Origin of the sequence: Flavonifractor sp. An52 (genome assembly GCF_002159385.1) — a bacterium.
Lineage (GTDB): Bacteria > Bacillota > Clostridia > Oscillospirales > Oscillospiraceae > Flavonifractor > Flavonifractor avicola.
Map to the genome: position 1 here is coordinate 21063 of NZ_NFIB01000013.1, position 23573 is coordinate 44635.

At 62.0% G+C, this 23573-nt stretch carries 21 protein-coding genes and 1 riboswitch; of the genes, 11 read left to right on the forward strand and 10 right to left on the reverse strand.

The window, feature by feature from the left end:
- Positions 1-137: 137 nt before the first annotated feature.
- Genes B5G06_RS06795 through B5G06_RS06805 form a run of 3 tightly spaced genes read right to left on the reverse strand, consistent with a single transcriptional unit; the run spans position 138 to position 2974 of the window.
- A complete protein-coding gene (locus B5G06_RS06795; RefSeq protein ID WP_087188334.1) occupies positions 138-674 on the reverse strand; it encodes a hypothetical protein in 537 nt (178 codons plus the stop codon).
- Positions 671-2605, reverse strand: a complete 1935-nt coding sequence (locus B5G06_RS06800; protein ID WP_087188335.1) for a M56 family metallopeptidase — start codon at positions 2603-2605, stop codon at positions 671-673. The genes B5G06_RS06795 and B5G06_RS06800 overlap by 4 nt, the downstream gene beginning before the upstream one ends.
- Positions 2606-2608: 3 nt before the next feature.
- Entirely contained in the window at positions 2609-2974 is a 366-nt protein-coding gene (locus tag B5G06_RS06805) for a BlaI/MecI/CopY family transcriptional regulator (protein ID WP_087188336.1), read from the reverse strand.
- Positions 2975-3147: 173 nt separating this feature from the next.
- Here B5G06_RS06805 and B5G06_RS06810 point away from each other — a divergent pair, with 173 nt between their 5' ends.
- Entirely contained in the window at positions 3148-4632 is a 1485-nt protein-coding gene (locus B5G06_RS06810) for a DUF1846 domain-containing protein (RefSeq protein ID WP_087188337.1), read from the forward strand.
- 64 nt (positions 4633-4696) lie between these two features.
- Here the strand turns inward: B5G06_RS06810 and B5G06_RS06815 are convergent, their stop codons facing one another.
- On the reverse strand, positions 4697-5533 hold the full coding sequence (locus B5G06_RS06815) for a DUF6612 family protein (protein WP_087188338.1): 837 nt from the start codon (positions 5531-5533) through the stop codon (positions 4697-4699).
- Between the two features lie 188 nt (positions 5534-5721).
- Here B5G06_RS06815 and B5G06_RS06820 point away from each other — a divergent pair, with 188 nt between their 5' ends.
- Both B5G06_RS06820 and B5G06_RS06825 read left to right on the forward strand, forming a co-directional pair.
- The gene (locus B5G06_RS06820; RefSeq protein WP_087188339.1) at positions 5722-6270 is read left to right on the forward strand and encodes an RNA polymerase sigma factor; all 549 of its coding nucleotides are present in this window, start codon (positions 5722-5724) and stop codon (positions 6268-6270) included.
- A complete protein-coding gene (locus B5G06_RS06825; protein WP_087188340.1) occupies positions 6257-7729 on the forward strand; it encodes a hypothetical protein in 1473 nt (490 codons plus the stop codon). Before B5G06_RS06820 ends, B5G06_RS06825 begins: the two co-directional genes overlap by 14 nt.
- Before the next feature lie 81 nt (positions 7730-7810).
- On the opposite strand, the gene B5G06_RS14025 is transcribed toward B5G06_RS06825, so the two are convergent.
- From B5G06_RS14025 to dusB, 6 genes are all read right to left on the reverse strand, one after another.
- Entirely contained in the window at positions 7811-7954 is a 144-nt protein-coding gene (locus B5G06_RS14025) for a hypothetical protein (protein WP_158094671.1), read from the reverse strand.
- Between the two features lie 101 nt (positions 7955-8055).
- Positions 8056-10134: an elongation factor G gene (locus tag B5G06_RS06830; RefSeq protein ID WP_087188391.1), complete on the reverse strand. Its 2079-nt coding sequence runs from the start codon at positions 10132-10134 to the stop codon at positions 8056-8058.
- Positions 10135-10453: 319 nt separating this feature from the next.
- On the reverse strand, positions 10454-10954 hold the full coding sequence (locus tag B5G06_RS06835) for an RNA polymerase sigma factor (protein WP_242955387.1): 501 nt from the start codon (positions 10952-10954) through the stop codon (positions 10454-10456).
- A gap of 120 nt (positions 10955-11074) precedes the next feature.
- The gene (locus tag B5G06_RS06840) at positions 11075-12034 is read right to left on the reverse strand and encodes an anti-sigma factor family protein (RefSeq protein ID WP_087188341.1); all 960 of its coding nucleotides are present in this window, start codon (positions 12032-12034) and stop codon (positions 11075-11077) included.
- 41 nt (positions 12035-12075) lie between these two features.
- Complete coding sequence (locus B5G06_RS06845) at positions 12076-12672, reverse strand: RNA polymerase sigma factor (RefSeq protein WP_087188342.1); 597 nt, start codon at positions 12670-12672, stop codon at positions 12076-12078.
- Positions 12673-12713: 41 nt separating this feature from the next.
- Positions 12714-13712 carry a tRNA dihydrouridine synthase DusB gene (gene dusB, locus B5G06_RS06850; protein ID WP_087188343.1) on the reverse strand — a complete coding sequence of 333 codons (999 nt, stop codon included), beginning with the start codon at positions 13710-13712 and terminating at the stop codon, positions 12714-12716.
- A 132-nt stretch (positions 13713-13844) separates the two neighbouring features.
- On the opposite strand from dusB, the gene rd reads away from it, so the two are divergent.
- The 8 genes from rd to B5G06_RS06890 all read left to right on the forward strand — a co-directional run bounded on the left by rd (position 13845) and on the right by B5G06_RS06890 (position 23463).
- On the forward strand, positions 13845-14003 hold the full coding sequence (gene rd / locus B5G06_RS06855) for a rubredoxin (RefSeq protein WP_087188344.1): 159 nt from the start codon (positions 13845-13847) through the stop codon (positions 14001-14003).
- 400 nt (positions 14004-14403) lie between these two features.
- Entirely contained in the window at positions 14404-15420 is a 1017-nt protein-coding gene (locus tag B5G06_RS06860) for a hypothetical protein (protein WP_087188345.1), read from the forward strand.
- On the forward strand, positions 15404-16900 hold the full coding sequence (locus B5G06_RS06865) for a MutS-related protein (protein ID WP_087188346.1): 1497 nt from the start codon (positions 15404-15406) through the stop codon (positions 16898-16900). Before B5G06_RS06860 ends, B5G06_RS06865 begins: the two co-directional genes overlap by 17 nt.
- A gap of 204 nt (positions 16901-17104) precedes the next feature.
- Positions 17105-17282: riboswitch (Lysine riboswitch) on the forward strand.
- A gap of 121 nt (positions 17283-17403) precedes the next feature.
- Positions 17404-18222, forward strand: coding sequence for a 3-keto-5-aminohexanoate cleavage protein (locus tag B5G06_RS06870; RefSeq protein WP_087188347.1), 819 nt, complete (start codon positions 17404-17406; stop codon positions 18220-18222).
- 79 nt (positions 18223-18301) lie between these two features.
- On the forward strand, positions 18302-19342 hold the full coding sequence (locus B5G06_RS06875) for an L-erythro-3,5-diaminohexanoate dehydrogenase (protein WP_087188348.1): 1041 nt from the start codon (positions 18302-18304) through the stop codon (positions 19340-19342).
- 430 nt (positions 19343-19772) lie between these two features.
- Entirely contained in the window at positions 19773-21026 is a 1254-nt protein-coding gene (gene ablA / locus B5G06_RS06880; RefSeq protein WP_087188349.1) for a lysine 2,3-aminomutase, read from the forward strand.
- An 83-nt stretch (positions 21027-21109) separates the two neighbouring features.
- On the forward strand, positions 21110-22678 hold the full coding sequence (locus B5G06_RS06885) for a lysine 5,6-aminomutase subunit alpha (RefSeq protein WP_087188350.1): 1569 nt from the start codon (positions 21110-21112) through the stop codon (positions 22676-22678).
- On the forward strand, positions 22675-23463 hold the full coding sequence (locus tag B5G06_RS06890; RefSeq protein WP_087188351.1) for an OAM dimerization domain-containing protein: 789 nt from the start codon (positions 22675-22677) through the stop codon (positions 23461-23463). Before B5G06_RS06885 ends, B5G06_RS06890 begins: the two co-directional genes overlap by 4 nt.
- Positions 23464-23573: the final 110 nt, after the last annotated feature.

A 23573-nucleotide genomic window follows, 5' to 3' on the forward strand; every position in this document is an offset into this window, starting at 1 on the left:
AAAACGGCCGCCCACCGGGCGGCCGTTTTTCGTGGGAATCCGCCCCTTTTGCCGGGGAAACGGATTGCCACGCCAGTGTGCGCACTGGCTCGCAATGACAGGTTTGTGCAAAACAGCTATTTTGCAACAGGCCCTTTTCAGGCAAATTTCTTCCGCAGGCGGAAGAGCTGCCAGATGATGCAGAACATGACGATGATCCATACCACCAGCACACCCATCAGAATAAGCGTGCCCAGGGTATCCCATTCCTCCCAGGGCAGGGGCAGGCACATGAGGGTACGCAGCACCGCGTCCACGTTGCGGCAGGTCCGCAGGCCGCCTCCGCTCTCCCCCGCCGCCTCCGCCAGAAGGGCCAGGTCGGTGAGCAGCTGGAAGTGGAAATAGAGGCCGATGCAGGTAAGCAGCGCATCCAGCAGGAAAAACTGCCCCATCAGTGTCTGTCCGGTGGCAAACACCGCCAGCCAGTCGGCCAGCTCCCTCGCTCCCAGCAGGATGCAGAAGGGTTTGAGCAGGGTCAGGTCCCGCAGCTGATCCCCCAGCAGGGTGATGGCGGAGAAAAACAGCAGATAGCCCACCCAGTTGGGCAGAACGTTCAGGGTACCCAGGTTCAGATTCAGATGGAGAAATACATAGCCCCAGGCAATTTTGGTCAGGCCACGATAGGTACTGCTCATGGGACCACCTCCTCCGGCAGAGCCACGCAGATGTAGGTTCGATCCCCGTCCTCAACGGCCACCGCCAGGGCCTCTGGCATGGCGGTCAGGGTCATATTCTCGCCGCTGTATAAGCCGGTGCTCTTCCGCACTGGGTCCTCATCCGGCCCCACCGGATACAGGGTATACCGGTAGTCCGCCTGGGAAAGGGCGCGCTCCGGATCGGCGGACCGGGACATGAAGGCCAGCTCCACCGGCACTTCCACAGGCTCCTCCGTCTGTCTCACAGTGACTCGGAGGGCAAAGCCGTCCTGCATCAAAGTAAACGGGGTATTGGGGCGGGGAGCCGGCTCGACCCAGCCGCTGGAGAGATAACCGACCAGTTGCTGCGGCCTGTAGGAGGATACGGTGCGGTCAATGCCCAGCTGCATCCGCAGGTCCACCTCCACCCGAAGGGTGGCTGTCTCCGCCACGTAGGTGGTGCCGGGGGTGTTCAAATTCCGGGGGAGCCACCGGGGCGCCCCGTCCTCGGCGAATCCCATCCAGCTCTCCAGTTCCCCCAGGGGAGTTACCGTCCAGAATTCTCCCTCCGGACGGACCGCCACCTGCTGGACGGCCACGCCTTTGGTCTCATCTCCCTCCAGTGGGACAAAAAACAGGGTGCCGGTGTAGCCACCCGCTCCATCGGCCAGCAGGTTCATCACCGACCACTCCGCCTGCCAGGCAGGCCGGGACCAGTGAAAATTCAACTCCCAGAACAGGGAGTCATTCAGGTCCACCTCCTCAAAGGGTGCCTCCACCGCCTGAACCACCTGGGCCCGTTCCTTCTCCGGGGTCACCATAGCAAAATATACCGGACTGTCGCACAGCACCGCCTTAGCGTAGGTGTCCAGCGCTCCGGCCACGGTGGTGGGCCGGTTGAGCATGGCGGCGGTCATTGCAAAACTCCCCCGCTGGTCATACTCAGGCACCGCCACCGCCCCGCCGGTGCCCGCCAGACAGGTCACCGCCAGCACCACCGCCACGCACCGGGCCCCTAAAGCCACCCCTCTGGGGTAACGCTTGAACCGGGCAATGGCCCCGATACGGTCCTTGATGTTGCGGCCCCCGTTGGCCATGGAGGTGGTACCCGGCGCCCGGGCATATTTGTCCTCCGCCATGGACAGGAGGATCACGCCATATTCCCGCCGCTGCTCCCCCTCCAGCCGTTCCAGCACCCGCTGGTCGCACAGTGCCTCGCTGTCATTCTGGGCCCGGTTCCAGCAGTACCACAGCAGGGGGTTGCACCAGTGGAGGCAGCGCAGCAGGCAGATCCCCACGCCGGACCACAAATCCCCATATTTCAGGTGGAGCAGCTCGTGGAGGAGCACCTTGTCATCCACCGCCCGCTCCGGCAGCACCAGCACCGGGGAGAGCGGCCCGCACACAAAAGCGCTCTCCGCCGCCGCCAGCACAACCACTCGCTTGGGCACCTTCAGGCCGTACCTCACCGCCACCCGCTCCAGCTGGGCTGTCACCTCAGGTGCGGGGGCCCTTCCCCGGGCCACCTTCCGGCGCAGAGCCACATAGGTCAGCAAAAACCATAGCAGAGTAAGGACCACCCCGGCCACATAAATGATAAAAAGCCAGTCGGTCACACTGGTGGGCATGACAGGCCGGAGCAGCGGGACCGGGGCCACCACCTCCGTCCCGGTATAGGGCTGAGTGAGCGCAGAGGACAGGTTGGCCTCCACCGTCAGTCTGGCGGTCTCCAGCACCATCCGCCCCTCCGGCAGGAGGGATCGGCCCAGCAGCCCGGCAGGCAGCAATACCCGCAGGGCCAGAATGACCCACACTCCATACTGCCACCGGGGAGACAATTTGTCCAAAAAGAGCCGCTTGGCAATGAGCAGCATCGCCGCCGCCACCGAGGCGGTAAGGGTCTGCATCAAAAAGGCCCAGATGTTTTCCATGGATCACACCTCCATGTCGTCCAGCAGCTTCCGCAGCTCCTCCCGCTCCTGGGCAGTCAGCTTCTCCTCCTTCAAAAAGGCGGCCACCAGCTTACCCGCCGAGCCCTGATACACCCGGTCCAGCAGCCCCCGCCGCTCCTGGGCGGCACAGGCCTCCCGGTCCATCGCTGACCGGTAGCGATGAGGCGCCTGGGTCTTGTCGATGGTCACCAGCCCCTTGACCTCCATCCGGGTCAGATAGGTCAGCACCGTGTTGCGGCTCCATCCGGTGGCGGGCCGCAGCGCCTCCACCACCTCGCCCAGGGCCAGCCCCTCCGGCGACGGCCACAGGGCCTCCAGCACCCGCCACTCCTTGTCACTCAGCTTCATCTCCACCCCTCCTACAGCTGTAGTATTTACATAGATACTACAGCTGTCGGAGTATAATGTCAACACTTTCGCCAAATTTTCCGCAAACAGAAAAAAAGCCTACAGACCGTCCCGGAATTGTGGTACAATAGCCGTTGAGTGAAAAATGATATGAGAAGGGACGGAGACCGGAAATGGACAAAATCGGGTTTGACAATCAAAAATATCTGGAACTCCAGTCGGCGCACATCCGGGAGCGGATTCGCAAGTTCGACAACAAGCTCTACCTGGAATTTGGCGGCAAGCTGTTTGACGATTATCACGCCTCCCGGGTACTGCCCGGCTTTGAGCCGGACAGCAAGATCCGGATGCTGAAGGAGCTGCGGGATTCGGTAGAGGTGGTCATCGCCATCTGCGCCAATGACATTGAGAAAAATAAGGTCCGGGGCGACCTGGGTATTACCTACGATGTGGACGTGCTGCGGCTCATCGACGCTTTCCGGGGCCAGGGCCTGCTGGTGGGCAGCGTGGTCATCACCCAGTATGCCGGCCAGCCCGCCGCCGACGCCTTCCAGCGCCGGATGGAACACCTGGGCGTCAAGACCTATCTGCACTATCCCATTGCCGGTTATCCCCACAACACCACCCTCATCGTCAGCGACGAGGGCTACGGCAAAAACGACTATATCGAGACCCAGCGGCCTCTGGTGGTGGTCACCGCCCCCGGCCCCGGCAGCGGCAAGATGGCGGTGTGCCTGTCCCAGCTGTACCACGAGTACAAGCGGGGCGTGAAGGCGGGCTACGCCAAGTTTGAGACCTTCCCCATCTGGAACCTGCCCCTCCAGCATCCGGTGAACCTGGCCTACGAGGCCGCCACCGCCGACCTGGGGGATGTGAACATGATCGACCCCTTCCACCTGGCCGCCTACGGGGAGACCACGGTGAACTACAACCGGGACGTGGAGATCTTCCCCGTCCTCTCCGCCATATTTGAGAAGATCATGGGCGAGTGTCCCTACAAGTCCCCCACCGATATGGGCGTGAATATGGCCGGCAAGTGCATTGTGGACGACGACGCGGTGTGTGCCGCCGCCCGGCAGGAGATCGTCCGCCGGTATTACACCGCCCTGTGCGACCGCCGCATCGGCACCGCCACCGACGATCTGGTGTACAAGCTAGAGACCGTTATGCAGCAGGCCCATGTGGATGTGTCCATCCGGTCTGTGGTGGCCGCCGCCGCCCAGGTGGCCGAGGAGACCGGCAACCCCGCCGGAGCCATCGAGCTGCCCGACGGCGAGGTAGTCACCGGCAAGACCACCGATCTGATGGGCGCCTCCTCCGCCACCCTGCTCAACGCCCTCAAGCGGCTGGCAGGCATCGACCACGAGCACCACCTGATCTCCCGTGAGGCTCTGGAGCCCATCCAGCAGGTGAAGGTCCACCACCTGGGCTCGGTGAACCCCCGGCTCCACTCTGACGAGATTCTCATTGCCCTGGCCATCTCCGCCACCACCAATCCTCTGGCCAAGCAGGCGCTGGATCAGCTCTCCGCCCTGCGGGGGTGTGAGGCCCACTCCTCCGTCATTCTCTCTCCCGTGGACTCCCACACCTACAGCCGTCTGGGCCTGCGCCTCACCTGCGAGCCCCAGTATGAGACCAACAAGCTGTATCACAAATGAGTTTTCCAACAAAAAATGGGTGCTGTCTGCTGACAGCACCCATTTTTGATGGCTGTGGCCTGGATCAGGCGCCCAGAGCCTCCGCCGGAATCTCAAAGTCGGTGGCGTTGTTGTAGTTGGAGCAATCCATGGTGACCTCCACCTTGTCGATGGTCAGCGTATCGCCGCCCTCGATGCCGGACATGGCCTTGCTCATCATGGACTGCATCACGTCGGTCATATCCATGAAGTAGCGCACGGGGTAGCCGCTCTCCGGGTCGATCCACACGGTGATGGGCATATCGCCCAGGCCGCTGTACAGCTCGGAGACATCCACCATGCCGCCCAGGCTGGACTCCAGATTGGTGGTGGCGCCGCTGGCCTTAAGCACCTCTTCCATGGCGTCGCCCCGGATCACGCCGGTATACTTGTCGGTGGTCACGCCGTTGATCTCCTCAGTGCCCACGCTGATGTACTCCGCGCCGCTGTCCAGATAGAGGTTCACGCTCTGCTGGGCGTCATACTGCTCCAGCGCATTGACGGCGGCGGTCTGGCTGGTCCAGGTGTTGCCGTCATAGAGATACATATTGTAGGTATCCCCGTCGGCCTGGGCGAAAATGCTCATGGACACGGAGCCCAGAGCGCCCATATCCATGGTCATATCGGCCTTCATCTTCATGGGGTCGTTGAAGCACACCATATCCATGGTGGTGTCGGTCTGGACGCTCTGGCCCATGGCGGACATATCCATCTCCATGACCATGGTGGCCTCCATGCTCTCCGCAGCGTTGACTTTCTCTGTGGCCGCCCGGATCTTCTCGGTGGCATCCTCCTTGTTGGCAGTTCCGTTGCCGCAGGCAGTCATGGACAGGGTCAACGCGGCGCCCAGCGCAAGGGCCGCAACTCTCTTTCCTGTACGCATAAAAGTTTCCTCCTTGTAATTGTGTCTAACATTCTTATGCAGGCACGACTCGGGTGTATTCAAGTCTACCATAGTTTTCTTCCCTTGTCTCCCCTTTTTTCTGAAAGTTTTCTGAAAATTGTCCGTGGGTTTTCCCACCACCCCGTGTATAATGAAACAGAAAGGCAACGTGGAAAGGGGGTGCTGGCGTGGAGGAGCGGGACATCATAGAGCGGCTGCTGGGGCGGGATGAGACCGGGCTGCATGATCTGCTGCGCTATTACGGTCCCCTGATGCGCTATATCATCGCGCCCATCGTGACAGACCCCCACGACCAGGAGGACTGTCTGTCAGAGGCGGCCATGCGGGTATGGGACCGGGTGGACCAGTTCGATCCCCAGCGGGGCAGCTGGACTGCCTGGCTGACTGCGGTGGTCCGCAATACCGCCCGAAATCACCGGCGGGCCGTTCAACCCCACCACAGCACCCAGGACCTGGACGAAAACACCCCCTCCACCCAGCCCACCCCGGAGGAGCTGCTTCTGCGGCAGGAGCGGCAGGCCGCCGTCAATCGGGCCTTACTCCTGCTCTCCCCCGACGAGCAGACCCTCTTTTACCGAAAATATTACTACTTACAGCCCACGGCTCAGATTGCCGCCGAACTGGGCACCACGGAGCGGGCGGTGGAGGGCAAGCTCTACCGGCTGAAAAAGCGTCTGCGGAAACTGTTGGGAGGTGAGGGATATGCGGGACCCTGATTGGGAGGCCATGGATGAGCAGGAATTTGAAGCTCTACTGGAAAGCAGCGTCATCCAGCCCCCACCGGAAGAAGTGGTAGCGGAGGTCACCCCCTGGCGGCTGGCCACCAAGCGCATCCTCACCGGCATCGCCCTCACCACCGTCACTTTGAATTTCTGGTGGCTCAACTACCTTCTCCCCGCCATAGGTATGGCGCTGATGCTGCTGGGCTTCCGGGCCCTGCGGCGGGAAAATCGGTGGCTGGGTCTCTGCTTCGGCATCACGGTGTTCCGTGCCGTCTATCTGTATGCCGGACTGATCTCCAACAGCACCATTTGGCACAGCACCATATTCCCCTCTCCCGTGGTCTATGGATTGACCGGAGTGAATCTGCTCCTTACATTCGCCCAATTCTTCTGCCTGTGGCGCGGATTTCGGGCGGTGCAGCAAAAGGCGGGGCTTCCCGCTCGTGCAGGGGGCGCCGTGGCTCTGATGGTATGGTATGGCGTCATTTTCCTGCTGGCCCTGGTGCAGTATGTTGGATTCATCCTTCTTGTCATCTTGTTGGTGAGCTATATCTGTATCCTCCGCAGCCTGTGGAAGCTGTCCAAAGAGCTGGATCAGGCGGGCTATGCCATCCGCCCCGCGCCGGTGCGCATCGAGGACGGAACCGCGGCCCTGGCCATTGCCATCCTGCTGGTGGCCGGCTGCTTTTTGGGCTGGCTGCTGGGGTGCAAGTATCCCATGGACTGGCAGGCGACAGGCCCTGCCGAGCACAGCGGTGTGGAGGAGATCGAGGCACAGCTGCTGGAACTGGGCTTCCCCGACTATGTGCTCCAAGATCTGACTACCGAGGACATCGCCGCCTGCGACGGCGCCCTGCGGGTGGTAACAGATGTCCACAATCATTCTGTGAATAACAGCGCGAACGAACCCCTGCGCATCACTGGTGTGGCGGTGGAGCTGCCCGGCGAACAAGGTCGATGGATGATTTTCCACCACTTCCTCTGGACCGAGGACCCCGGTTTCTACGGCACCGAGTCTATCCAGCTCTGGCCCGCCCAGCACCTTTCGGAGGGATGGAGGTCTGCGGGAACTGTCTCCGGTCGGGTGCTGTACGACAAGAACGGGCAAACCTACTCCGCTCCTTACTACTATCTGGGCGAGCAGACCTTTACCTCAGACAGCATCTTCTGGGGAGAGCAGACCAGCACCGACATATTCGCCGCCTTCTCCATGCCTGAGACGGGCGAAAACAAGCGGGGTTATCTGGCCTATCCCGTTGCAGCACTCCAGGACGGCTATATCCTTGACAGCTGGTTCAATTACACCCACCAGCGCACCGCCCTCCAGTACCCCGCCATGACCGCTATGGAGGCCAGAATGAGCAACGGTCTGAACTGGTACGGTCCCTTCTACACCGTTCAGGACGCGCTTCAGTTCTACCCCACAGCAGAAAGTGCAGATCTTCTTTCGTAGGAATCGCCCCTACGGCACATAATAGCTGTTCTTCCGCAAAAAAGGACCGGGCTGATTTCAGCCCGGTCCTTGTGCATCTGATTAGTCTGCCTCGTCCTGCATCGCCTTGGCGGCCTCGATGGCCTTCTCCTGGGCGGCGGGAGGTGCGTCCGCCCCAACGGAGCAAGCCCCGCCGGGGACCCCATTTCTTTTTATCTGCTCGGGGCAAGTGAATTGCCCCGGCATCAAGGTTTTGCCCTTAGGGCAAAACGCTTGAACGAGGACGCGTCCTCCTGCCGCCGTATAAAACGGGCCGGGCTGATTTCAGCCCGGCCCTTGTGCTCTTATTAGTCTGCCTCTTCCTGCATCGCCTTGGCGGCCTCAATGGCCTTCTCCTGGGCGGCGGGAGGAGCGTCCTCGTAGCGGACAAAGTGGAAGGTGAAGGAACCGCGGCCCTGAGTCATGGACCGAAGGTCGATGGCATAGCGGCTCATCTCCGCCATAGGCACCTCGGCCTCCACCACCTGGTTGCCCTCGCCGTCGGGGTTCATACCCATCACGCGGCCGCGGCGCTTGTTCAGGTCGCCGATGACGTCGCCCATGTAGCTGTCGGGGATGGTGACCTTCAGCTCGCCGATGGGCTCCAGCAGCACGGGGCTGGCCTGGGGCATACCGGCCTTGTAAGCCAGCTGCACGGCGGTCTTAAAGGCCATTTCGGAGGAGTCAACGGGGTGATAGGAGCCGTCGAACAGGGTGGCCTTCAGGTACACCACGGGATAGCCCGCCAACACGCCGTGGACCACGGCTTCACGCATACCCTTCTCAACAGCGGGGAAGTAGTTCTTGGGCACAGCGCCGCCCACGACCTCCTCGCAGAACTGGAGCTCCTCGGTGTCGCCGGGCTCAAAGCGCATCCACACGTCGCCGAACTGGCCGTGACCGCCGGTCTGCTTCTTGTGGCGGCCCTGGACCTCCACCTTCTTGCGGATCTTCTCACGGTAAGCCACACGGGGCTCGGAGAGCTCGGCGTCCACGCCGAAGCGGCTCTTCAGGCGGGAGACGATGACGTCCATCTGCATATCGCCGGTACCGGAAACCACCATCTGGTGGGTCTCGGCGTTGTTCACCCAGTTGAAGGTGAGATCCTCTTCGTTCAGGCGGGTAAGACCGGCAGCGATCTTGTCCTCCTGGCCCTTGGTCTTGGGGCTGATGGCCACGGAATAGCAGGGCTCGGGGAAGGGGATGGGCTCGATCTTGACCACCTTACGGGGGTCGGACAGGGTGTCGCCGGTCTTGACCTTGTCCATCTTGCCGATGGCGCCGATGTCGCCGCACTCCAGCTCCTTGACCTCCTCAGCCTTCTTGCCCTTCATGACGTACAGGCGGCCCAGCTTCTCGGTCGCGCCGGTGCGGGCGTTGACCACCTGCATATCGGGCTTCAGGTTACCGGAGAGCACCTTCACATAGGAGTACTTGCCGTACTGGTCGGACACGGTCTTCCACACAAAGGCGCAGGGCAGAGCGCCGGGGAAGGCCACGAACTCGTCCAGTTCGCCCTTCTCGTTCTCGCCCATGAGGGGATGACCCTCCAGGGGAGAGGGCAGCAGCTCCACGATGATATCCAGCAGCATACGGGTGCCCAGGCCGGTGATGGCGGAGCCGCACACCACGGGGAAGAGGGACAGGTCCTTCACGCCCTGGCGCAGGCCCTGGATCATCTCGGCGTAGGTGAAGTCCTCGCCGGAGAAATACTTGTCCATCAGCTCCTCGCTGGTCTCGGCCACGGACTCCTTCAGGGCGTCGTACAGCTCGTCCAGCACGGGCAGCTTCTCTTCGGGCACGTCGATCTCCACGCGCTCGCCCTTGGGGCCCGCCTCAAAGGCACGCTTATGGAGCACGTCGATGAAGCCGATGACCTTCTTATCGGCGTCCCAGATGGGGGCCACCACGGGGGCGATGTTCTTGCCGAAGCGCTCCCGCAGGGTATCGAAGGCGGCGTTGTAATCGGAGTTATCCTCGTCGGTCTTGGAGATGTAGAGCAGACGGGGCATATTGCGGCGCTGGCACAGCTTCCAGGCCTTCTCGGCGCCCACGCTCATGCCGCCCTTGGCGGAGCAGACGATGATGGCGGCGTCGGAAACCTGCATGGCCTCCATGACCTCACCGGAGAAGTCGAAGTAGCCGGGAGTGTCCAGCACGTTGATCTTACAGCCATTGTACTCAATGGGGGCCACCGCGGTGGAGATGGAAATCTGGCGGCGGGTCTCTTCGGGATCATAATCACAAACGGTGTTTCCGTCGGCAGGATTGCCCAGACGGGGGGTACCACCGGTCAAAAACAGCATACTCTCGGCCAGGGAGGTCTTTCCGTTGCCACCGTGTCCCAGCAGACAGACGTTGCGGATATTTTGTACGGAATAGCTCATAACTTGTTTCCTCTCCTTACATTTGGAATCGCGGAGCAGCATGGTAAACTGCTGTTGTCCATTATACATGAAAGTTCCGTCAGTTACAACTAAAACTTTAGAAAAATCGCGCAAACTCCCGGGTAAGGCAGAGGAAGGCCCCGCCGCCAGGGCCGAAACCGTGAGGACGGCGGCAGCGGCTGCCGCCACAAGCCCCCGGCGGGTAAGGCGGCGGGGCCGGGCCTTCTCCCCGGACAACGCTTTTCTCATCCGGTCCCGGGTACCCTCCACCAGCGCCCGGTCCGGAGCAATCTCGTCAAATTTGGCGCGATAGTCATGCTCAAACACAGGAATCCCCTCCTTCTTCCAGATAGTCCCGCAGCTGCCGCCGGACCCGCATCAGGCGCATCCGCACGGCGGACTCCTTCTTGCCCAGCAGCCCGGCAATCTCAGGGGTGGAGTACCCCTCGTAGTAGTAGAGATGGACCACTACCCGCAGCTCGGGGAACAGCCTGTCCAGGCAGGCGTCCAATCCGCTCTCCGCCGTCTCCGGGGCCGGGAGGTGCTCCGCCGCCTCCAGCGGCTCAGTGCGCCGGCGGAAGGGATTGCGCCAGTATGAGTTGGCGCAGTTCACCGTCACCCGGCAGAACCAGGCGCGGGCGTGCTCCTCGCTCTCAAAGTCCGGCCCCTTGGCCACATAGCGGAGAAAGACCTCCTGAAAAATATCGTCCGCCGCATCCCGGCGGCGGGTACGGGCAAAGGCCAGTCGGTAGACCAGCCCGGCGTACCGCTCCAGCAGCTCCTCCGCCCGGGCATTGAACCCGTCGGCATCCTTCTTCACATGACCCCTCCTCTCCAGGTGTTTGAAAAGGCCTTTCACCTGAACTACGCGCCAGCCCTCTGTTTCTTCACATCCAAATAGAAAAAGCGCAGGCCCGCGGCCTGCGCTTTCTCAAAATAATTACGGTTGCACGATCTCGCTGCCGTCCAGCGGCACGGTGTAGGTGGTGCAGCTGGCGGTACCGTCAGGGCCAGGGGTGACCTGCTCCAGCTGGCACAGCCAGCCGGTACCCTCCTGGTTCAGTCCGGCACACATCAGCTTGGTGGTAGTGCCGTCCTGAGCAGTGGGGCCGGTCATGGTACCGTCCTCACCCACCGTCAGCTCGTCGGTGTTCCAGCCCAGCCAGGCGGCCAGCTTGTACAGGGCTTCCGTCTGGGTAAGACCGATCTGGGTAAGCGTGGGATTCACGGTGGCCTGGGTCGTCTGGACGCCCCGGTCGTCCGGGGTCACGCTGTAGGGTTCAGCTCCAGTTTCAGCAGGTGTCTGGGACGCAGCAGCAGGCTCCGTGGTCTTTGTGCTGCCCTCTCCGGAATAGCTCTGACCGCCCTGCTGGCTGTCTGTCCCCTGACCGGAGCTACCGCCGGCAGTCTGATCCTCCTGATTGCCGCTCTCTGTCTGGGCCTGAGTGGGCTGGGGCGCGATCTCTCGGGTCATTGGTCCCTCCTCATCGCCTCCGGCAGGCAGGTTGCTCTCCACCGCCACGGAAATGCTGCCGGGGGCCTGCTCGCCGCCCCGGAAGCCGCCGGTCCGCCACTTGTCCATAACGCCCGCGCCCACCAGCACCAGGGCGGCCACCGCCGCCAGGGAGGCCAGGCTCCGCCAGCGCCACTGACGCTTCTTGCTCTGGAAGGGGGTGACCTTGGAGGTGTGGATCTGGTCCATAACCCCCTCCTTCAGCCCGGCAGGGGGCTGAGCGGCCAGCTGGGGTAATTCCTCATGGAGCTCCTTCAGATCCTCCGCAAGGGTCCGGCACGCCGGGCACGCCGACAGGTGCTCCTCCAGCCGGGCAGTCTCTTCCTGGGTCAGAGGTCCGTCCAACCGGGCGCTGATTAGTTCCAGCGCCTCGTCACAGCTCAGCATATCGTTCCCTCCTCTCCATTCGGGGGTAGGTCCCCCGTTGTTCAAGGTATAGACGTGGACGAATCAAAAAAGTTCCCCTGTTTTTTCAAATAGTTCCGCAGGGCCAGCCGGGCACGGGCAATGCGGGATTTCACCGTGCCCTCCTCCAGACCCAGTACCTGGGCGATCTCGCCGTAAGACAGCCCTTCCAGCTCCCGCAGGATCAGCACCCGCCGGTGCTCCGCCGACAGGGTGCTGAGGCCCGCCCGGAGCGTCTCCTGCCGCTCCCGGCGCTCAGCTTCCACATGGGGGGAGAACCGCTCGTCGGGCAGTTCGGCCTGCCTGGCCTCCTCCTCATCGTCCAGAGAAATGGTCATGGACAGGGCGCTGCGCCTCTTCTCCCGGCGGAGAAAATCAATGCAAACGTTGCTGGTCAGCCGGTACAGCCAGGTGGCAAAGGAGCTGTCCCCCTGGAATTTGCCCAGCCCCTTCCAGGCGTTGAGAAAGGCCTCCTGACTCAGCTCCAGGGCATCGTCCGGGTTGCCCGTCATCCGCAGGGCCAGATTGTAAATCCGTCCCTGATTCTGCTCCACCAGGGCGGCAAAGGACTCCTCGTCCCCCTGCCTGGCCCGCTGGACCAGTTCCCATTCCGCTTTCATGCCTTTCTCACCTCACTTCCCACTTGCGGCCGCCGTATCTCCTATCTTCTATCTTCTATCTCCACTCTGTCAGAAAGGTCCCGTTTGATGCCCGCCGTCACCTTGTAGATATCCTCCAGGGTGGACACATGGCTGATCTGCTCCTTATAGTACCCTGCGTGGGGCACCCCCTTCAGGTACCAGGCGTAGTGCTTCCGGGCCTCCAGGCAGGCAATGTGCTCCCCCTTCTGGGCCGCCGACAGCTCAAACTGCCGCACTGCGGTGTCACACCGCACAGCCAGGGACGGCAGGGGCGGGATCTCCTCCCCCGCCAGAGCCGCCTGGGCCCGCTGGAACAGCCAGGGATTGCCGAAGCAGCCCCGGCCGATCATGGCCATATCCGCCCCGGTGTACTTGAGGATGCGCACCGCGTCCTTGGGCTCAAATACATCGCCGTTGGCGATCACCGGAATGGAAACCGTCTCTTTTACCGCCCGGATGTAGTCCCAGTTGGCGGTGCCGGAGTACATCTGGGTCCGGGTGCGGCCGTGGACCGCCACGGCAGCCACTCCGGCCTCCTCCATGGCTTTGGCAAACTCCACGCAGTTGATGGAGCCCTTGTCCCAGCCCAGACGGAACTTCACCGTCACCGGCCTGCCGCCAGCCCCCCGGATCACCGCCTCCGCCACCTTCACAGCCAGTTCCGGGTTCTTCATCAGCCCCGAGCCGTCGCCGGAATTGGCCACCTTGGGCACCGGGCAGCCCATATTGATGTCGATGATATCGGCGCCGGAGCGCTCCGCGGCCATACCCGCTGCCTGCTCCATACAGGCCGGGTCGCTGCCGAAGATCTGCACCGCCGCCGGATGTTCCCCCTCCCCCAGCTGAAGGAGCGGAACCGACTTTTTGTCCTGATAGCACAGGGCCTTGGCGCTCACCATCTCCGTAATGGTATAGCCCGCCCCCAGCTCCCGGCAGATGGTCCGGAAGGCCAGGTCTGTCACTCCCGCCATAGGAGCCAGCGCCAGAGCCGAATTTATCGTGATATTGCCAATTTTCACAGTGTCCCCCGATGTGTTATAAATAGTAGCGTAACAAGCGTATCATACCACAGGACAGGACATCCGGCAAGGTTGTTTCCCCCGTCCGGTATCTGCCGCTTGATTTTGATTGAAAACAAGGAGTGTTCCAACATGGATAAGTACGTCTGCGATCTCTGCGGCTATATCTACGACCCCGCTGAGGGCGACCCCGATAACGGCGTGGCCCCCGGCACTGCCTGGGAGCAGGTTCCCGCTGACTGGGTGTGCCCCCTGTGCGGCGCCGGCAAGGACCAGTTCTCCAAGCAGTAAGCTTTTCCCCCACCGCATTCCGCCTGTCTGACGGTTGTTCCGTCGGACAGGCGGTTTTCTTTTTTTGCATCAATTCCATTCCAAAATTTCATACGCAAAAGCGTTCCTCTTTTCTGTCAAATGATTTTCGTTTGGTTTTCCCCGGTTATTTTGTAAATTCTATTTTTTATATTCCAAAAAGTAATCATTTATCCTGCCATTATGCTATATATTTCTTTCGTCCGTTCCCCGGCTCTGCATGATTGATATATGCTTTTTTCATTTTCTGCTACTCCTCGCATCTGATTTCAGGCGGCTGGAATTCTGCTTCTCCCCATTGACAGAACCGATGGGGGCCTCTTATAATGGCCTCGACGAACTCAAAAATGACCCAATTTTCCTATGGAAGGGAGGCCCTATTTTGGAACATCTGTTAGCGCCGCTGGTGGGGGATGCCTCCCCCGTGACCGTGATCGGCCTGTGCAAGAACGCGGGCAAGACCACCGCCATGCGCCGCCTGATGGCCGAGTTGGGGGACGAGCGGCTGGCCCTCACCTCGGTGGGCCGGGACGGAGAACGCACCGACCTGGTCACCGGGACCGAGAAGCCCGATCTGTACCTGAAAGCCGGCGATCTGTTCGCCACTGCCCGGGGCATGATCACGCTGTGCGACGCCACCCTGGAGGTGGTGGACCTGACCGACGTGATGACCCCCCTGGGACCGGTGGCTATTTTCCGCACCCTGTCTGACGGCTATGTGCAGCTGGCCGGACCCTCTGCCGCCGGACAGCTGCGCCCCCTCACCGCTCGCTTCATGGAATTGGGGGCCCAGCGGGTCCTCATCGACGGGGCCGCCGGACGGAAGTCTCTGGCTGGCGCCGGTGTGGAGGGCGTGGCCCTGCTGTGTACCGGTGCCTCTCTGGACCGGGATATGGACCTGGTGGTATCGGAGACCGCCCACACCTGCTGGCTCTTTGACCGGAAAGTGCCGGAGCACGCCGGCCTGCGTTCTGCCCTGGAGGGCGTGGAGGACCGCTTTGCTCTGTTTGAGCTGGACGGCACCCCTCTGGAGCTGCCCCTGGACGAAGGCGGCAGCCCCAAGTGGAACAAGCTGCCCCGCCGCCCCCTGGCGGTGTGGGCGGCGGGAGGGGTTACCGACCCCCTGCTCAAAACCCTGGCCCGCCGGGGCGCTCCCACTACCCTGGTCACTCAGGACGCCACCCACCTGCTGGCAGGCCGGGCCGCCCTGGAGCTGTTCCAGCGCAACGGCGGCCAACTGGCTGTCCGCCGGGAGCTGACCATCGCCGCTGTGGCGGCCAACCCCTGGTCTGCCTACGGCTGGCACTTTGAACCGGATAAATTCATCTCCGCCCTGCGGCAGGCCATCCACCTGCCGGTGGTCAACGTGAAGGAGGATCATGATGGAACTGACGCATGAACTGCGGGAAAACGCAGGGTTTCAGTGGGTACTGAACCGGCTGAGTCCCATGTCGCCGTTCGGCAAGGCGGCCGCCCGCTCCCTGCGGTGGTACGGCCCCGGAGAGGAAGCCGCCCTGGAGGAGGAGCTGGACAATGTGGCTCTGGCCATGGAGCTTTGGAACGCAGGCACCACCGCCCCTCAGACCGAGGGCTGCGGCTGCGGCCCGGTGCGGCTCACCGAGGCCGAGCGCAAGGACGCCGCCGCTGCCCTGCGGGGCGTGACCCGCTGCCTGCCCCTGTTTCACGACATCCGGGGCTCTTTCGACCGGGACCCCGGCGCCCCCTTCGATCTGGTGGAGCTCTTTGAGATCAAGCATTTCCTGGTCACCCTGGAGCAGCTGGTCCAGGCCTACGCCGCTCTGCCCCCCATGGCCGGGCTGTCCTTCCCCTCCCTGGCCGACGCCCTGGAGCTGATGGACCCGGAGGGCCGCCGTCTGCCCACCTTCTCTGTTGTCAATTCCTACCACAACGACCTGGCTCCTCTGCGTGCGGAGAAGGCCAAGCTGGAGAAGGCTATCCGCATGACCATGGAGGACAAACGGGGGCCCCTGATGGAAAAGCGCCGTGTCCTGGCGGTGGAGGAGGATAAGCTGGAGCTGGAGGTCCGCCGGATGCTCACCGGCAAGCTGATGGCCTACAAGCAGGCTTTCCTGGACAACATGGAGACTCTGGGCCGGCTGGATCTCATCGTGGCCAAGGCCAAGCTGGCTCTGCGGTACAACTGCGTGCGGCCCGCACTCAGCACCGACAAATCCATCACCCTCCGGGGGGTGCGCCATCCCCAGGTGGAGGAGGATCTGGCTGAGCGTGGCGAACAGTTTACCCTGTTGGATCTGGACCTGAAGCCGGGCTGCACCGTCATCACCGGCGCCAACATGGGCGGCAAAACGGTGTCTCTCCGCTCCACCGTGCTCTCCCTGCTTCTGTGCCAGTGCGGCTTCTTCGTCTTTGCCCAGTCCGCCACCCTTCCCCTGTTCCACCGGGTGGAGCTCATCCTGGCCGACAGCGGCCCCGGCACCGGCGGCCTGTCCTCCTTCGGCAAGGAAGTCCATCTGCTGGACAAGCTGCTGCGGGAAACCCACGGCCAGTTCTTCTTCGTGGCTCTGGACGAATTTGCCCGGGGCACCAACCCCCAGGAGGGCGCGGCCCTGGCCCGTGCTCTGGTGCGTCACCTGAGCAGTCTGGACTGCGTTGCTCTCATGACCACCCACTATGACGGGGTGTCCGACGTGGCCGCCGCCCACTACCAGGTGGCCGGTCTGGTACGGGACATCCAGGGCGACGAGGGGGACGATCCCCGCAAGCGGATCGCCCGCCGGATGGACTATCGGCTCCTTCCCGCCCCTCCCGGAGCCCCCTGTCCCCGGGACGCCCTCCGGGTGTGCCGACTGCTCAAACTGGACGATACCCTCATGGAACTCTTCCAGGCCGACCTGTAAATTTTCCCTGCTCCGGCAGGCGGTTCACGCCGCCTGCCGGAGTTTTTGCCCTTCCAGTTCTGGTTACCATTTGGTAAGCACTATCCCGCTGTAGCGTACAAAAGTCTACAGAACGGAGAAAAATTTTGTGAGCCTAATTTTTCAAAAAATAGTTGACAAACCAAATGGCCTGAGTTATAGTGAATTTGTCAAAAGTGAATAACACGCATGGATAGAGGCGCGGAGCGCAAGGTAGCAGAGCAATGATAAGGGCAGGCGAGCCCGATGTACTCTGTGAATGTCCGCTCCGCCGAAGGGGGACGTGAATCGTACAGCCCTCCCCCTGAGCCGTGGGCCCAGTGCTTACGGATTGTCATGAGTCACATGAAGCGCTATTTGTGTCTGAACGAGAGTCTCCCCTCCCGCGGACATGAGTAGTGTTTTTTTGTTCATGAAGCGCTATCTCGCCGGAGGAATGGATCTCCTACCGGCGAGGTAGCTTTATTTTTTCGAGGAGGCGTGTCATGGAAAAGCTTATTATCACCGCGGCCATCTGCGGCGCAGAGGTCACCAAAGAGCACAATCCCGCTGTCCCCTACACTGTGGAGGAAATGGTCCGCGAGGCCAAGAGCGCCTTTGATGCCGGCGCCGCTGTCATCCACGTCCACGTCCGCGAGGACGATGGTACCCCCACTCAGGACCGGGAGCGGTTCCGGGTGATCCTGGACGCCATCAAGGAGGCCTGCCCTGGCGTGATCCTGATCCCCTCCACCGGCGGCGCCACCGGCATGACTCCTGAGGAGCGGCTCCAGCCCACCGAGCTGTGCCCCGAGATGGCCACTCTGGACTGCGGCACCTGCAACTTCGGCGACGACATCTTCGTCAACGATATGCCCACCATGCGGGCCTTCGGCAAGCGCATGATCGAAAACAACATCAAGCCCGAGTATGAGTGCTTCGAGATCGGCCACCTGGACACCATCGTGAACATGGCCAACAAGGGTCTGGTCCCCGGCGCTCCCATGCAGTTCAACTTCGTGCTGGGCGTGTCCGGCTGCACCCCCGCCACCGTGGGCAACCTGGACTACCTGGTGAAGCAGATCCCCGCCGGTTCCACCTGGACCGTCACCGGCATCGGCCGGGGCGCCTGGCCCATGGTTGCCGCCGGCATCGTGATGGGCGGCAACGTCCGCGTGGGCTTTGAGGACAACATCTACCTGGAGAAGGGCCACAAGGCCGCCTCCAACGGCGAGCTGGTCGCCAAGGTGGTCCGCCTGGCCAAGGAGCTGGGCCGCGAGATCGCCACTCCCGATGAGGCCCGGAAGATCCTGTCCCTGGCCTGATCCCATTCCTTTGTTTTACTTATCTCCCCAACCATATATCTCCCCAACCAAACATTAAACGAAACAGGAGGAACTTTCTATGCAGAAGAAAGGCAACAAGTACGGCACTCACCGCGTCATCGAGCCCAAGGGCCTGCTGACCCAGGCTGCCAAGAAGATCGACAACACCATGGAGTGCTACTCCAATGAGATCCTGTGCGACGTTTCCGCTCTGAACATTGACTCCGCTTCCTTCACCCAGATCTATGAGGCCTGCGAGAAGGACCTGGCCAAGACCGAGCAGATGATCCTGGATATCGTCAATGAGCGCGGCAAGATGCAGAACCCCGTCACCGGTTCCGGCGGTATGTTCATCGGCACCGTCCGTGAGATCGGCGAGGACCTGCAGGGCAAGATCGATCTGAAGGTGGGCGACAAGATCGCTTCTCTGGTCTCCCTGTCCCTGACTCCCCTGAAGATCAACAAGATCAAGGCCATCCACCCCGAGATCGACCGCGTGGACGTGGATGCCCAGGCTATCCTGTTTGAGTCCGGCCTGTATGCCAAGCTGCCCGACGACATGAGCGAGGAGCTGGCCCTGGCCGCTCTGGACGTGGCTGGTGCTCCTGCCCAGACCGCTAAGCTGGTGAAGCCCGGTGACTCCGTGCTCATCCTGGGCGGCGCCGGCAAGGGCGGCATGATGTGCTGCTACGAGGCCATGAAGCGCGTTGGCCCCACCGGCAACGTGGTTGCCCTGGTCATCTGCCAGGAGGACGCCGACCTGCTGAAGAGCATGAACCTGTGCCACCACGCCATCGTTGGCTCCGCCACCAACCCCACCGAGGTGCTGGAGAAGTCCCTGGCCGTCAACAACGGCAAGGAGTACGATGTCTCCATCCTGATCGTGAACGTGCCCGCCTGCGAGATGGCCGCCATCCTGCCCGTCCATGACAACGGCGTGGTGTACTTCTTCTCCATGGCCACCGATTTCGCCAAGGCTGCTCTGGGCGCCGAGGGCTGCGGCAAGGACGTCACCATGATCGTCGGCAACGGCTACACCAAGGACCACGCCGAGATCACTCTGTCCGAGCTGCGTGAGAATCCCCAGCTGAAGGCCTACTTCGAGAAGAAATATCTGTAAGATATTCTGAGCTGTCTGTGCAGCTCGGACGCCAGCGCCAGCTGGCCGCGCCTTTTGGCGCGCAGAACGCGCAGCGTTCCCGCAGGGGCAATTCAGTTGCCCCGAGGATGTCAAATCACGGGGTCCCCGCGCAATGGAACATTGCGTGGGGCGCTGCGAGAGAATCCCCAGCTGAAGGCCTACTTCGAAAAGAAGTACCTGTAAGTTCCTGTTTTACCGATTTCCAGATTATTTCCCATTTATTTTGTGACTTACCTGTCCCATCGACAGATGAGCTGATTGATGTGATCGTTCTGCGGCCGATGATTCCGGCCCCGGTCCCGCTGGAGAAACTCTCCTCCCCAACCCTTTCTCCCCCCGTTCCGGTTCCCGGTCCCTGACGCCTGTGAATGGCACATCCCCACACTGATTTAGAAAGGATGACCTTGTTATGGTAGAGTCCCGCCGTAAGATCCTGTTCCCCGATGTGACTGACGAGCAGTGGAACGACTGGCATTGGCAAGTCAAGAACCGCATCGAGACTCTGGAGGACCTGAAGAAGTATGTGGATCTGACCCCCGAGGAAGAGGAAGGCGTTAAGGCCTGCCTCGGCACCCTCCGCATGGCCATCACTCCTTATTATCTGTCCCTGATTCAGCCCGGCGATCCTCACGATCCCGTCCGGCTGCAGGCCGTCCCCACCGCCAAGGAGCTGCATCAGTCCGCCGCCGACCTGCTGGACCCCCTGCACGAGGATGAGGACTCCCCCGCTCCCGGTCTGACCCACCGCTATCCTGACCGCTGCCTGCTGCTGATCACCGACCAGTGCTCCATGTACTGCCGTCACTGCACCCGCCGCCGCTTCGCCGGTCAGAACGACGCCGGCCTGCCCGTGGATCAGGTGGATCAGGCCATCGAGTACATCCGCAACACTCCCGTCATCCGTGACGTGCTGCTCTCCGGCGGCGACGCTCTGCTCTGCTCCGACGAGCGTCTGGAGTACATCATCGCCAAGCTGCGTGAGATCCCCCACGTGGAGATCGTCCGCATCGGCTCCCGTACCCCCGTGGTGCTGCCTCAGCGTATCACTCCCGAGCTGTGCAATATGCTGAAGAAGTATCATCCCATCTGGCTGAACACCCACTTCAACCATCCCAACGAGATCACCCCCGAGTCCGCCAAGGCCTGCGCCATGCTGGCTGACGCCGGTATCCCTCTGGGCAACCAGAGCGTGCTGCTGGCCGGCATCAACGACTGCGTCTACACCATGAAGAAGCTGGTCAACGAGCTGGTCAGAATCCGGGTGCGCCCCTACTACATCTATCAGTGCGACCTGTCCATGGGCCTGGAGCACTTCCGTACTCCCGTCAGCAAGGGCATCGAGATCATCGAGGGCCTGCGCGGTCATACCTCCGGCTTCTGCGTGCCCACCTTCGTGGTGGACGCCCCCGGCGGCGGCGGCAAGACTCCCGTCATGCCTCAGTACGTCATCTCCCAGACCCCCAAGAAGGTCATCCTGCGCAACTACGAGGGCGTTATCACCACTTACACCGAGCCCGACCACTACACCGATTGTCAGTGCGACTACTGCACCGGCAAGAAGAAGAAGGAGCTCATGGGTGTGGCCGGCCTGGAGCGCGGCCAGGCGCTCTCCATGGAGCCCGCCAACCTGGAGCGTCATAAGCGCTCCCACCACGAGGAGTAATCCAGATAAATACAGCGGATCGCCGCCCAACCGCGGCGATCCGCTGCCCCCCGTTTTGAACTGAAAAAGAATGGAAGTGATCGATGTTGGAATCCAAGCTGAACCTTGATTTTAAGCTGGTGGAACAGGCCCGCGCTCACGCTTCCCGCGTGGCGGACGACACCCAGCGTTTCATCGACGGCTGCACCACCGTGGCCGTGGAGCGTACCATCTGCCGCCTGCTGGGCATCGACGGTGTGGACGCCGGCGACGTGCCTCTGCCCAACGTGGTTGTGGAGCACCTGATGGACAAGGGCGCTCTGCCTCAGGGCGCCGCTTTCTGGATCGGCAACGCCATGGTGGAGACCGGTAAGGATCCCCAGGCCATCGCCGAGGACGTGGCCAACGACAAGCTGGACCTGACCGCTCTGCCCACCCACAGCGAGGCCGAGATCCACGCCGCTCTGGATCCCATTGTGGAGGCCAGCCTGGCCAAGATCCGCGCCCGCCGCAAGCGCCGCGAGGACTTCATTGCGACCCACGGCGGCGAGAAGCAGGGTCCCTGGATCTACCTGATCGTGGCCACCGGCAACATCTATGAGGACGTTGTGCAGGCTACCGCCGCCGCCCGCCAGGGTGCCGACGTTATCGCCGTGATCCGTACCACCGGCCAGTCCCTGCTGGACTATGTGCCTTACGGCGCCACCACTGAGGGCTTCGGCGGCACCTACGCCACTCAGGAGAACTTCCGCCTGATGCGCGAGGCCATGGACAAGGTGGGCGAGGAGCTGGGCCGTTACATCCGCGTGTGTAACTACTGCTCCGGCCTGTGTATGCCCGAGATCGCCGCCATGGGCGCCTTCGAGGGTCTGGACGTGATGCTGAACGACGCTCTGTACGGCATCCTGTTCCGCGACATCAATATGCAGCGTACCCTGGTGGACCAGTCCTTCTCCCGCGCCATCAACGCCTATGCCGGCGTGGTCATCAACACCGGCGAGGACAACTACCTGACCACCGCCGACGCTGTGGAAGAGGCTCACACCGTGCTGGCCTCCCAGTTCCTCAACGAGGCCTTCGCCCTGCGGGCCGGCCTGCCCGAGGAGCAGATGGGTCTGGGTCATGCCTTTGAGATTGACCCCGACGTGGAGAACGGCTTCCTGTATGAGCTGGCCCAGGCCGAGATGGCCCGGGAGATCTTCCCCAACGCTCCCCTGAAGTATATGCCTCCCACCAAGTTCATGACCGGCAACATCTTCCGCGGCCACGTTCAGGACGCCCTGTTCAACATGGTGACCATCCTGACCAACCAGAAGATCCACCTGCTGGGCATGATGACCGAGGCCATTCATACTCCCTTCCTGTCCGACCGCTTCCTGGCCATCCAGAACGCCCAGTACATCTTCCGCACCATGCACGACCTGGGCAGCGAGATCGTCTTCAAGGAAGGCGGCATCATGCAGAACCGTGCTGCCGACGTGCTGCACAAGGCTACCGATCTGCTGGGCCAGATCGAGCAGCTGGGCATTTTCGAGACCCTGGAGCGGGGCATCTTTGCCGACATCAAGCGTCCTCGCGACGGCGGCAAGGGCCTGGACGGCGTTGTGACCAAGGCCGCCGGGTACTTCAACCCCTTCCTTGAGCCCATGATGAAAGGGGGTGCCGGCAAATGAGTTCCGGACTGTATCAGATTCGCGATAAGGACCTTGACACCACGCTGGACCTGACCCGGCTGAAACCCTATGGCGACACCATGAACGACGGCAAGGTGCAGCTCTCCTTTACCCTGCCCGTTAAGGACGACGACAAGGGCGCCGCGGCTGCCGTGCTCATGGCTCAGAAGATGGGCCTGGCCGATCCCAACGTGGCTCTCCGCCAGAAGCTGGACGAGGCCTTCACCTTCTATGTGGTGTACGGCTCCCTCACCCACTCCATCAACTACAACGAGATCGTGGTGCAGACCGTGGCTGACGAGGCCATGAGCATGGACGAGACCGATGAGTTCCTGAAGGAGCGGCTGGGCCGCAAGCTGGTGGTGGTGGGTGCCTCCACCGGCACCGACGCTCACACCGTGGGCATCGACGCCATCATGAACCGCAAGGGCTTTGCCGGCCACTACGGCCTGGAGCGCTATGAGATGATCGAGGCCTACAACCTGGGTTCCCAGGTGCCCAACGAGGAGTTCCTCAAGAAGGCTGCCGAGGTCAACGCCGACGTGCTGCTGGTGTCCCAGACCGTGACCCAGAAGGACGTCCACATCCAGAACCTCACCGAGCTCATCGAGCTGGCCGAGGCCGAGGGTGTCCGCGAGAAGTACATCTTCTGCTGCGGCGGCGCCCGTATCACCCACGCTCTGGCCAAGGAGCTGGGCTATGACGCTGGCTTCGGTGCCGGTACCTATGCTGACGACGTGGCCACCTTCTGCGCCAAGGAAATGGTCCGCCGCCTGGGTAAGTAACCCAAATCTCTATTGTTTCGATTTTTCCTCTTTTTCCCCTCTTTTTCTCTGTAGGACAACGGGGCCCCAGACGGGGCCCCGTTGTCCGTTTTGCGTAAAAAAACGCCGGG